Consider the following 11,657-nt stretch of genomic DNA (forward strand, 5'->3'; position numbering starts at 1 on the left):
ATCATAATCTGTAGCCTTTGGGTCAAGTGTGTATTCTATTCCCATTGAAGCTAGGGCTCTCTTTTGATGACTTAAAGCACGACCTATCCCAGATTTACCAATGACATTCTGACCTTCAAAGTAAAGTAATATTTTCATATGCAGCCTCCTTAAAAACAAATCAATTATATCATAAGCATTTGAACTTTATCTCAACCTCTAGTCTGATTTTAAACAGTCTGCATCATTTTCAGTTACCAGAGAATCGTATTTTATAACAAAAAAAGACCGTTGCCTAAAAGACAACGGTCAAAAAGTTAAAATCTATTTTACGTATTCTTTAACTAACTCTTCTACTTCTTCCATTGTATCGCATTCTTTCAACGCTTTTTCAGCTAGTTCAGCCATATCAGTCGTTGTTAGACGCTTCATCAAGCTGCGGGTTCTAAGAACAGATGTCGCACTCATAGAGAACTCATCTAATCCCATACCCATTAACAATGGAACTGCTGTTTGATCGCCAGCCATTTCGCCACACATACCAGCCCATTTACCTTCAGCGTGTGCTGCATCAATCACGTTTTTGATCAAACGCAAGATTGACGGGTTATATGGTTGATATAAGTAAGAAACACGTTCGTTCATACGGTCAGCCGCCATAGTGTATTGAATCAAGTCATTTGTTCCAATACTGAAGAAGTCAACTTCTTTAGCAAACTTGTCAGCTAGAACAGCTGCAGCAGGGATTTCGATCATGATTCCGACTTGGATCGTATCAGAAACTTTCACGCCTTCTTTAACAAGTTTTTCTTTTTCTTCGTTGAACATTTTCTTCGCTGCACGGAATTCTTTTAGTGTCGCAACCATTGGGAACATGATACGTAAGTTACCGTGAACAGAAGCGCGCAACAAGGCACGTAATTGTGTACGGAACATACCATCGCCTAATTCAGACAAACTAATACGCAATGCACGATAGCCCAAGAATGGATTCATTTCGTGAGGTAAAGTTAAGTAAGGTAATTCTTTATCTCCACCAATATCCATTGTACGAACAACGACTGGTTTGCCGTCCATACCTTCTAAGACAGCTTTATAAGCTTCAAACTGATCATCTTCTGTTGGAAAATCTGAAGAATCCATGTATAAGAATTCAGTCCGATATAAACCAATTGCTTCAGCACCATTATTATGAACACCTTCAAGATCTTTTGGTGTACCAATATTTGCTGCTAATTCAAAGTGCTTGCCATCAGCAGTAACTGTTTCAGCATCTTTTAATTTTTCCCATTCTGCTTTTTGCGTAGCATATGCTTCGCCGGCTTTTTTGTATTCAGCCGCTTGTTCATCAGTTGGATTTACAATTGTTTCACCAGTGATACCGTTAACTGCAAGAACATCGCCTTCTTTAGTTTTAGAAGTGATTTCCTTCGTGCCAACAATCGCTGGAATTTCTAATGAACGAGCCATGATTGCTGAGTGAGACGTACGTCCGCCAATATCAGTAACAAAGGCTTTTACAAAGTTTTTGTCTAATTGTGCAGTATCACTTGGAGTCAAGTCATGTGCCACAACGACAACTTCTTCGTCAATCATAGAAGGATCTGGTAACGATACACCTAATAGATGAGCCATTACACGTTTTGTAACGTCACGGATATCTGCTGCACGTTCTTGCATATAAGCGTTATCATCCATTGCCTCGAACATGCCGATGTACATATCTGTAACTTCTTTAAGTGAGCTTTCCGCGTTCACTTTATTATCTTGAATATGTTGTTTGATTTGACCAATCATTTCTGGATCTGAAAGAACCATCAAATGAGCATCAAAAACTTGTGCTTCTTCTTCACCTAAGCTTTTAGCTGCTTTATCCCGAATTTTTTCTAATTCAGCAGAAGAAGCCGCCAAAGCGTCGTCTAAACGCTTTTCTTCGGCAGCAGTATCTTCTACATTATTTTGTTTGAAAGATAAATCCGGTTGTACTAGCAGATAAGCTTTCGCAACGGCAACTCCGTCACTTGCGGCAATACCTTTTAGTAGTTCAACCATTATTCAGATAATCCTTCCTTTTTCATTGTTTCTACAATAGCTTCCATTGCTTCTTTTTCGTCAGCACCTTCAGCAGAGATAACAACATCAGACCCTTGGCCAACACCTAGAGACATAACGCCCATGATTGATTTAAGGTTAACTGATTTTCCTTTATACTCTAAGTTAATATCAGAGTTAAATTTGCTTGCAGCTTGCACTAATAAAGTTGCGGGACGTGCATGAATCCCTGTTTCTGCTACTACGTGAAAATCTTTTTTTTCCATATTGACCGTTCTCCTTTATAAAAAAATGTTTTTTTATGTTAGGGCTTTAATGATAACATCCATCATTTTGGACCCTTCATTTTCTTAGATTACCATTTTTTTGCGGTAGATACAACAATTTTAGTCGATTTATCCTAACAGAATGTATGCCCTTTCTTAAAATATCTTGTTTGCTGGACTTAGTTATTGATTTATCGTGTTTTCATTTTTTTTCCATAACAATACTGTGTTGTAAAAAAGCAAGTTCATGTTTCTTTTAGCACTCTCGTTATTAGATTGCTAAAGTTTGAGACAAACTGTTTGCTTTTATAAAAATTCTCGCTATAATTATTCTTAAGGTCAGTGATAGTCAAACAACTGATCAGCGTATCCTTTTACGAGATTCGCTTACTCGATGTACAATGGAAGAAACAATTAACTATTGAAAGGGTGAAAAAGATGCTTTGCCAAAATTGTCATGAAAATGAAGCAACCATTCATTTATATGCAAATGTCAATGGTCAACGAAAGCAATTAGATTATTGCCAGAGTTGTTATCAAAAATTAAAGAATCAAGCTGGAGGTGCGCCACAAATGGCTGGAAATGATCCTTTTGGTTTTGGAAGTTTAGATGATTTGTTCCGCTCAATGTCACAACAAATGCAACAACGACAAGGAGCAGCAGATCAAACACCACCGACACAATTCGGCGGTGGTAATGGTATTAACAATCAACCCCCTCGCGGAAACGGCGGAGGCGGGTTACTAGATGAATATGGTATCAATATCACTGGACTAGCTCGTGAAGGTAACATTGATCCGGTCGTTGGGCGAGACGATGAAATTCAACGTGTCATTGAAATTCTAAATCGCCGTACAAAAAATAATCCAGTCCTAATCGGTGAACCGGGTGTTGGTAAAACGGCAGTTGTCGAAGGATTGGCTCAAAAAATCGTTGATGGCGATGTTCCGCAAAAATTAATGGACAAAGAAGTAATTCGTTTAGATGTCGCTTCTCTTGTTCAAGGCACTGGAATTCGTGGTCAATTTGAAGAACGGATGCAGAAACTGATCGAAGAAATTCGTCAGGCAGAAAATATCATCCTTTTCATTGATGAGGTGCATGAAATCGTGGGTGCTGGTGCTGCCGGAGATGGCAACATGGACGCTGGCAATATCTTGAAACCTGCACTAGCCCGCGGTGAATTGCAGATGGTTGGAGCTACAACCTTAAATGAATACCGAATCATTGAAAAGGACGCTGCATTAGAACGTCGGATGCAACCTGTACGTGTTGAAGAACCTTCTGTTCAAGAGACGATTGAAATCTTGAAAGGTTTACAACCGCGTTATGAAGATTACCATCATGTAAAATATACGGATGATGCGATCAAAGCTGCTGCTGAACTATCAAATCGTTATATCCAAGATCGCTTCTTACCTGACAAAGCGATCGACTTGTTAGATGAAACAGGTTCAAAGAAAAACTTAACGATTCAAATCGTTGATCCAAAAACGATCGATAAAAAGTTAGCAGAAGCTGAACAGCAAAAATCACAGGCTTCGCAAGAAGAAGACTTTGAAAAAGCGGCTTACTACCGTGATCAAATCAACAAACTGCAAAAAATGAAAGAACGTCAATTAACTGATGAAGAAACACCAGTTATTACTGAAAAAGACATGGAGAAAATCGTTGAAAAACGCACGGGTATCCCTGTTGGTGAATTGAAGGAAAAAGAACAAACACAATTGAAAAATCTTGCTGTTGATTTAAAACAACATGTTATTGGACAAGATGAAGCAGTCGACAAAGTAGCCAAGGCCATTCGTCGTAACCGTGTTGGTCTAAATAAGAAAAACCGCCCAATCGGTTCTTTCTTATTTGTCGGACCTACTGGTGTTGGTAAGACGGAATTGGCTCGTCAATTAGCGGAAGAATTATTCGGTTCCAGTGAATCTATGATTCGTTTCGATATGAGTGAATATATGGAAAAACACAGTGTCTCTAAATTGATTGGTTCTCCTCCCGGCTATGTCGGCTACGAAGAAGCAGGTCAATTGACTGAACAAGTACGTCGTCATCCATACAGCCTAATCTTGCTTGATGAAATTGAAAAGGCTCACCCTGATGTGCTGCACATGTTCTTGCAAATTCTTGATGATGGTCGTTTGACTGACTCACAGGGCCGAACGGTAAGCTTCAAGGATACAATTATCATTATGACCAGCAATGCTGGAACTGGTAAGATCGAAGCTAATGTTGGTTTTGGTGCTGCAAGAGAAGGTGTCACTCGTTCTGTCTTAGGTCAATTAAAAGATTTCTTTGCACCAGAATTCTTGAACCGTTTCGATGGTATCGTCGAATTCAGTCCATTATCAAAAGAAAACTTGATGAATATCGTTTCATTGATGTTGGATGATGTTAACGAAATGTTAGCTTCACAAAAACTCCACATCGATGTCCCGGATAATGTCAAAGAGAAATTGGTTGATCTAGGTTATGATCCTGCAATGGGGGCTCGCCCACTCCGTCGGACAATTCAAGAAAATATCGAAGATGGAATTGCTGAATTCTATTTAGATCACCCAACAATTACTGACCTTAAAGCAAAACTCGACAAAGAAGATCACATCGTTATCACATCAAAGCCTGAACGCTTAGCAAAAGAAGATAAGAGTTAATAGTTTTTAGGATTCTCGTTGCCAACGAGAATCCTTTTCTTTTACCAAATTATTCAAATATTCTAATTAAAGTGAGCATCCTCCTTCTTTTTTCTTAATATTTCTTATATAATTACACTATGAAGTAAGGTTAGGAAGAAGGTGTTTCGAGATGAAACTTATCAATGTAACGAACAGCCATTCTCAAATGGTCTATAATCAGTTGGAGAACACTGATGCAAATATGATAAAGGTCTATACGATTGGAAATACTACTGTGATATATACCGATGCTTATAAACATGCGGAGATTGTTTTAAAAAATGACAATCGAAACATTCAGCCATCGGAAGTTGAGTTTGTACATAAATACTTTAAACGAAAATTAGATGAAAAGACTTACGATTTTACCAACATTTCTTATCTAGAATCTCCTGGACTGATTGAAATGTCGATAACAAAAAAATAGTTGAAGCCATAAAAGCTTCAACTATTTTTTATTTATCTTTTTAGCGATGATCGGTAATTGAATAATGCCAACAAAGGCTAGCACTTCAATCCATTGAATCACTGGTACTCCAGCGCCTGTATAGGTCATCATAAACAATTCTTTTCGTTCAGGCGCCCATGAACAAAACCAAGAGACACCAATTAAAAAAATCAAATACGATAGCATTAGCCCCAAAGTTATCAACAGCATTCCGCGAAAGATTTTCAGCTGCGCCTTTGAAAAAAGACTTCCCACTACAATAATCAAAAAGCCTAACACACACAATACTAGCCAAATCGGCATTGTATCACGATACAACTGGATAATACGATTGGAGATTTCTGCAGATTTGGTGACCTTATTCGGCTCAGTCCGAGGAGCATTGACGTCTTGCCAATTTTCCGAAAATGAATAATTCAGTAATTCTTCCGCCTTTGCCACATCCTCTTTCGGACCAAGTGTTGCATCCATGCCCTGACCATAATCCTTATAGAAAACATTATAGGAAAAACCACTTTTCATAAATTCTCCTACTAACGGCAGGTCTTTTCTTAATTTCCCATCACCGGTAGCAGTCAGATAGATTTCTTTTTTCTGCTTCAATTGATCCTTTTTGTAGGCCTCCGATAATTCTGAGTCGACTTTATGCCAAAAATTTTCAGTCTTCTCCCCATCCTTGTAATAACCAGCTTGTGCCGCGGCATCTCGCAACGCCCAAAAAATAATGTCCCCAGCAATGTCCTCACCGCCGCTCCATGGACTTCCGTGATAAATCCAATCGATATTTTTAGCGATTGGCTTCAACGTTGGGGATACCGCTTCGGCTTTCTCCAATGCTTTTCTCGAAACCCAAACTTTACTATTGGTTTCATTCAGCTTTGTACCATCATCCATTCGAATCAAATGCTTCGACACGTTTCCAAAAGCACCACCAGTTCGATCATTAACTAGTGCGATCCCATAATGCTCTTGATTGATATTCTTCAAAACCTTAGTTGTTGAAAAAAGCAGGATAAAAGGCAAAAAGCACAACATCAACTTAGCCAGCTGCTTCTTAGTAAAATAGAATTTTTTAAGCGAAGCACGAAAGTTCTTTACTCTAAAATTCGGAACATTTTCAAAAACAACTGATCCAGCGATAATCAGCAAACCTACCATCAATAATGGCAATAGCCATAATGAATCTTCACGTATATACCAATAAAAAGGAAAAATCAGCGATAGTCCGACACTCCATAAAATAAACGATCGTAATTTTCCATTTCGTCTAAAATACAAGCCTACGAGACAAGCCACCACCAATAATACTGCCGGAACAACTAATGTGTTTCGATAGATTCGGGTACTGTATTCACTAGTTAAAGTGACCGGTGAATACAAAAAGAATGCGTAGATAAAAGTTAAAATCCAACGGTTGTTAACTAATGGTCGTAAAGCAAGCGCAGCAGTCGAACTAGCTAGTATATTGAATAAGCCCAAAAATATACCATAAGATAGATGAAGCTTATTGGCCCATACCATAAAAAGAGAATAAGAAATTCCCTTGGATAACGCTTTTGTTGAGTAGCTTCCTAGCCAATTTCCTTTGAGGATTTCTTCGCTATAATGAATAAACAGCTGATCATCGTAACCGGCAAATAAATTGATAAAATAGGGAGCTTTGGCACTCAATCCTAAACGAAACATTGTTAAACTAATCAAAACAACTAATAGAATCAAACTGCTCGGTTGTTTGAGTTTTGTTAAAATGATTTTTGTGCCGCTTTTTACTTTCTGCATCAAAGGTCCCTTTCTTCGCTTTCTACATCAAGCTCTTCAGTTCAACATCTGGATACTTGTCTGCGAACCAACGCATTGCAAATTGATTTTCAAATAAGAACAATGGTTGATCGAAGCGGTCTTTAGCTAAAATATTCCGGCTTGAACTCATCCGTTCATCTAATTGCTCTGGATCGATCCAGCGAGCGATCTTGTTACCCATCGGTGTCATTACGACTTCGGCGTTGTATTCGTTTAACATCCGGTGTTGGAAAACTTCAAATTGCAGCTGACCAACCGCTCCAATGATGTAATCCTCTGTTAAATAGGTCTTATACAACTGGATCGCGCCTTCTTGAACTAATTGATAGATTCCTTTATGGAAGGATTTTTGTTTCATCACATTTTTCGCGGTTACTTTCATAAAGAGTTCAGGTGTAAATGAAGGCAATTCTTCATAAGCAACCTTCAATTTTCCTTCATAGATAGTATCTCCGATTTGATAATTTCCTGTATCGTAGACGCCAATGATATCGCCTGCAACTGCTTCTTCGACATTTTCACGAGCATCCGCCATGAATTGTGTCACATTGCTTAGTTTCATCTTCTTGCCGGTCCGACCTAGTGTGATATCCATTCCCCGTTCAAAGGTTCCTGAACACACACGGACAAATGCGATCCGGTCGCGATGGTTTGGATTCATATTCGCTTGGATTTTGAAAACAAAACCGGAAAATTCTTCTTCATAAGGAGAAATAGCTTCGCCTTCTTCAGTTTTATGTGCATGGGGTTTTGGTGCCAGATCAACAAATGTTTCTAAAAATGTTTCGACACCAAAGTTTGTTAACGCCGATCCGAAGAATACTGGCGTTTGATCGCCGCGTTCGATTTTTTCAAGATCAAATTGATCGCCAGCTTCACGAACCAACTCAACTTCACTTAAAACATCTTCATAGATTGATTTTTCTTTTAGTGGATGGTCACCAGTAATCTCGCCATCGGTTAATTCAACAAACCGTTCACCTTCATATTGTTCAGGTCGATAGAACTCGATTCGATTCCGATGAATATCATAGATTCCTTCTAGTCCTTTTCCCATACCAATTGGCCAATTCATCGGATAAGATTCAATATCCAATAATTCTTCCAACTCTTCTAGCAGTTCTAAAGGTTCACGGCCGTCACGGTCTAACTTATTAATAAACGTAAAGATTGGAATACCTCGACGTTTCACAACTTGGAAAAGTTTTTTAGTTTGTGCTTCAATACCCTTTGCGCTATCGATTACCATCACGGCACTATCCACTGCCATCAGTGTCCGGTAAGTATCCTCTGAGAAATCTTCATGCCCAGGTGTATCCAAAATATTGACACGTTTTCCATCAAAATCAAACTGCATTACAGAACTCGTTACCGAAATTCCCCGCTGCTTTTCAATATCCATCCAGTCAGATTTTGCAAAGTTCCCAGTCTTTTTTCCTTTAACGGTTCCTGCTTGACGAATCGCTCCGCCAAATAATAGTAATTGTTCAGTGATCGTCGTTTTACCAGCATCCGGATGGGAAATGATTGCGAAGGTTCGACGGCTGTCCACTTGTTGTTTTAAATTAGGATTGTTCATTCTATTGCTCCATTCATATCTCTAGTATCTTTCAAATTTCAACCCAATCAGTATAGCATGGATTTTACTCTGATGGAAAGTTGAATCGCTCTGACATTTGTTTAGTTTTTCGTAAAAAAACAGAGTTAGGTTTTTATTTGCATACTGTTTTTCTAATTGTGCTGAAGTGTGAAGAAAAACTGGCAAAAAGAAAACACTCTGCGTGGCAGAATGTTTTCTACATAAACAATATTATCGGCGTGGTTCGTTATCGTCAAAATCTTTGGTGAACAGTCGACGTTCTTCTTCTGGTTCGACATTTTCGTGTTCTTCCGGATGGAAAATCGCACGTAATGTTAAGACACGCGACCCTTCCATTTCTTCAGAAATCAAGGTTAAATCATCCACGTCAAAGGAAAGCTTTTCTCCTGCATCAGGAATCGTTCCTAATGCAGTGATTAAGTAGCCTGCCATCGTATCAACATCACTCATGTGTAAGTTTAAATCAAATTCTTCATTAAACTCATCAATCAGCATTTTTCCGTTGATCAAGTATTCATTGTCACCGACTTTTTCATAAAGCTTCTCAACTTCGTCAGATTCGTCGTCGATTTCACCAACGATTTCCTCTAATAGATCCTCTAAGGTCACTAATCCAACCATTCCGCCGTACTCATCGAGTAAAATCGACATTTGGTTTTGAGTTTTCTTCAATTCATAAAGCAAGTCATCAATGAAGATCGTTTCTGGTACGAATAATGGTTCCTGCAAAATTTTTCGTAATTCAACATTTTCAAATCCAAATTGGCGTGCGGATTTTAATAATGCCTTCGTATGCAAGACACCAACGACTTTATCTTTATCTTCATCGTAAACGGGAATTCTTGAATAGCTTTCGTTTAAAATATCATCGATGTTTTCCATCACTGGATCATTGATATCAATCATGAAGGAATCGGTCCGCGGAACCATCACTTCTCGTGCTACCTTGGTATCCAATGAAAAGACACCTTGCAGCATTTCAATCTCATCATTGTCCAAAACGCCTTCAGTTTCTAACATATAACGCATTTCGTCACGGGTCATTTTCGTATCTTCATCATCAAACGTCATCGGCGTAATCTTTGCCAATAAGTTTGTCGAAGCCGTTAATAACCAAACGAACGGTTTTGTAATTATTCCTAGTTTACGAACAACACCAGAAGTGAACTGAGCTACTTCTTCGGTCTTGGTCATAGCAATTCGCTTGGGATATAATTCACCAAATACAATCGAAACATAGGTCAATAATATCATGACAATCACAGTAGCCAGTGTTCTAGCCACCGCACTTCCGCCTAAAACTGGTGCTAAACGTGCAGACAAGCCATCTGCCAAAGATGCCCCTGACAAGATATTGACTAAGGTAATCCCTACTTGGATCGTTGATAAAAAATTATTTGGATCGTGAATGATCTGCAATAATTTCTTGGATTTGGGATTTCCTTCCTCTGCTTTTTGTTCTACCCGGTTTTTATTGACCGACACCACCGCAATTTCAGCCGCAGCCAAAAATCCGTTGATTAACGTTAAAATTACTAATAAACCTAGTTGTAAAATTAACGACTGACTATCGGGGTCAGCATTCATAATTGCATTCGCTCCTTATTTTTAAGTGTAAAAAAAGTGGCACAAAGGCCACGATAAAATCGTATCACATCGCTTGTTTTAATGCAATCTTTTCCGAACTGAGAGCCGACAGCTAGTTCAAAAACTCGTGTTCGCGTTCTTCTTGTTTGCTCTGTTTTACTATTTTTACGATAAATACAACGACTGTTCGTAAAATAGCATAGACTGGAACGCCCAGAAAGACTCCTAAGATGCCGGAAAGATTTGCAGCTACTAACAAGATCAAGATGATCGTCAAGGGGTGGATGTTCAATGTTTTTCCAATAACATTTGGATAGATCACATTCCCATCGACCTGCTGCACGATTAAGACGACTAAAATACAAAGTAGTGCTCTCGTTGGTGAATCAAAAAAAGTATAAACCAACGCGGGTGCCAACCCTAGATATGGTCCTAAGTAGGGAATCAAGTTCGTCAAGCCGGCGATCACACCGAATAAAAAGGCGTAATCAACACCAATCAGCAAATAACCTAAAAAGGTAAAGGTACCGACAAATAAACATTCGATTGCTTGTCCGCTGATATAATCAGACAGCGTCTTATTAAGCTGATGCAGAAGTCCCTTAATATTTACCCGTTGTTTTTCAGGAAAAAGACGTTCAATATTTGGAACAAGCTTTTCTCCATCCTTGAGCATATAAAATAGAATGAACGGCACTGTCACCAATAATAGAACTACTGTAGTAACCTTACTGATGATTGATCCTAAACCATTCGTCACGCCTGTCAGTGATTGTTGAATGATGCTCCCTGCTGAAACATCCAGATTGCTGATATATTTATCAACATCCAGTTCCTTAAAGAGCGGGAAACGCGTCGCATTATTAGCAGCTTCTTGGAGCCAGTTTTGCATATTATTGATAAAACCAGGTATATTTTTAGCCAACGAAACTAGCTGCTCTACTAAATTGGGAATAACGCTCATAAAGATCAAGACGATCATTCCAATCAGTAATATAAATATCAACGCGATCGCTACTAGGCGTTTCACACCCAGCTTCATCAAAAGATTTACTAATGGATTTAATAAATAATACAAAAAGCCGGCAATCAAGATCGGCGCAAATAATGTGGTAAAAAATGTCCCGATCGGTTGAAAGACAAAATCAATTTTTGATGAAACCAAAATCAAGGTGGCAATGATCAATAGTTCTACCGACCAAAACATTAATTTTGAATTTTTTATTTTCTCAAACATCCATCT

8 protein-coding genes are annotated in these 11,657 nt (G+C 38.6%); 2 read left to right on the forward strand and 6 right to left on the reverse strand.

Annotated features, from left to right (window positions below):
- Positions 1–303: 303 nt before the first annotated feature.
- Both ptsP and A5875_RS07275 read right to left on the reverse strand, forming a co-directional pair.
- Complete coding sequence (ptsP, locus tag A5875_RS07270) at positions 304–2,031, reverse strand: phosphoenolpyruvate--protein phosphotransferase (RefSeq protein WP_088932987.1); 1,728 nt, start codon at positions 2,029–2,031, stop codon at positions 304–306.
- On the reverse strand, positions 2,031–2,297 hold the full coding sequence (locus tag A5875_RS07275; protein WP_010745997.1) for a phosphocarrier protein HPr: 267 nt from the start codon (positions 2,295–2,297) through the stop codon (positions 2,031–2,033). The genes ptsP and A5875_RS07275 overlap by 1 nt, the downstream gene beginning before the upstream one ends.
- A gap of 438 nt (positions 2,298–2,735) precedes the next feature.
- On the opposite strand from A5875_RS07275, the gene A5875_RS07280 reads away from it, so the two are divergent.
- Positions 2,736–4,958 carry an ATP-dependent Clp protease ATP-binding subunit gene (locus A5875_RS07280; RefSeq protein WP_088932988.1) on the forward strand — a complete coding sequence of 741 codons (2,223 nt, stop codon included), beginning with the start codon at positions 2,736–2,738 and terminating at the stop codon, positions 4,956–4,958.
- A gap of 151 nt (positions 4,959–5,109) precedes the next feature.
- Positions 5,110–5,406, forward strand: a complete 297-nt coding sequence (locus A5875_RS07285) for a DUF1827 family protein (protein WP_088932989.1) — start codon at positions 5,110–5,112, stop codon at positions 5,404–5,406.
- Positions 5,407–5,427: 21 nt separating this feature from the next.
- Here A5875_RS07285 and A5875_RS07290 read toward each other — a convergent pair whose 3' ends face one another.
- From A5875_RS07290 to A5875_RS07305, 4 genes are all read right to left on the reverse strand, one after another.
- Complete coding sequence (locus A5875_RS07290) at positions 5,428–7,206, reverse strand: hypothetical protein (protein ID WP_088932990.1); 1,779 nt, start codon at positions 7,204–7,206, stop codon at positions 5,428–5,430.
- A 22-nt stretch (positions 7,207–7,228) separates the two neighbouring features.
- Positions 7,229–8,806, reverse strand: a complete 1,578-nt coding sequence (locus A5875_RS07295; protein WP_088932991.1) for a peptide chain release factor 3 — start codon at positions 8,804–8,806, stop codon at positions 7,229–7,231.
- A 231-nt stretch (positions 8,807–9,037) separates the two neighbouring features.
- The gene (locus tag A5875_RS07300) at positions 9,038–10,414 is read right to left on the reverse strand and encodes a hemolysin family protein (RefSeq protein ID WP_088932992.1); all 1,377 of its coding nucleotides are present in this window, start codon (positions 10,412–10,414) and stop codon (positions 9,038–9,040) included.
- A 112-nt stretch (positions 10,415–10,526) separates the two neighbouring features.
- Entirely contained in the window at positions 10,527–11,651 is a 1,125-nt protein-coding gene (locus tag A5875_RS07305; RefSeq protein ID WP_088932993.1) for an AI-2E family transporter, read from the reverse strand.
- Between the last annotated feature and the right edge of the window lie 6 nt (positions 11,652–11,657).

Source organism: Enterococcus sp. 3H8_DIV0648 (genome assembly GCF_002140655.1).
GTDB classification, from domain to species: Bacteria; Bacillota; Bacilli; order Lactobacillales; family Enterococcaceae; genus Enterococcus_A; species Enterococcus_A hulanensis.

What these genes read in the sequence shown, in the direction of transcription:
- ptsP (WP_088932987.1), bottom strand. Translation starts at nt 2,031, where the DNA reads ATGGTTGAACTACTAAAAGGTATTGCCGCAAGTGACGGAGTTGCCGTT.
- A5875_RS07275 (WP_010745997.1), bottom strand. Translation starts at nt 2,297, where the DNA reads ATGGAAAAAAAAGATTTTCACGTAGTAGCAGAAACAGGGATTCATGCA.
- A5875_RS07280 (WP_088932988.1), top strand. Translation starts at nt 2,736, where the DNA reads ATGCTTTGCCAAAATTGTCATGAAAATGAAGCAACCATTCATTTATAT.
- A5875_RS07285 (WP_088932989.1), top strand. Translation starts at nt 5,110, where the DNA reads ATGAAACTTATCAATGTAACGAACAGCCATTCTCAAATGGTCTATAAT.
- A5875_RS07290 (WP_088932990.1), bottom strand. Translation starts at nt 7,206, where the DNA reads ATGCAGAAAGTAAAAAGCGGCACAAAAATCATTTTAACAAAACTCAAA.
- A5875_RS07295 (WP_088932991.1), bottom strand. Translation starts at nt 8,806, where the DNA reads ATGAACAATCCTAATTTAAAACAACAAGTGGACAGCCGTCGAACCTTC.
- A5875_RS07300 (WP_088932992.1), bottom strand. Translation starts at nt 10,414, where the DNA reads ATGAATGCTGACCCCGATAGTCAGTCGTTAATTTTACAACTAGGTTTA.
- A5875_RS07305 (WP_088932993.1), bottom strand. Translation starts at nt 11,651, where the DNA reads ATGTTTGAGAAAATAAAAAATTCAAAATTAATGTTTTGGTCGGTAGAA.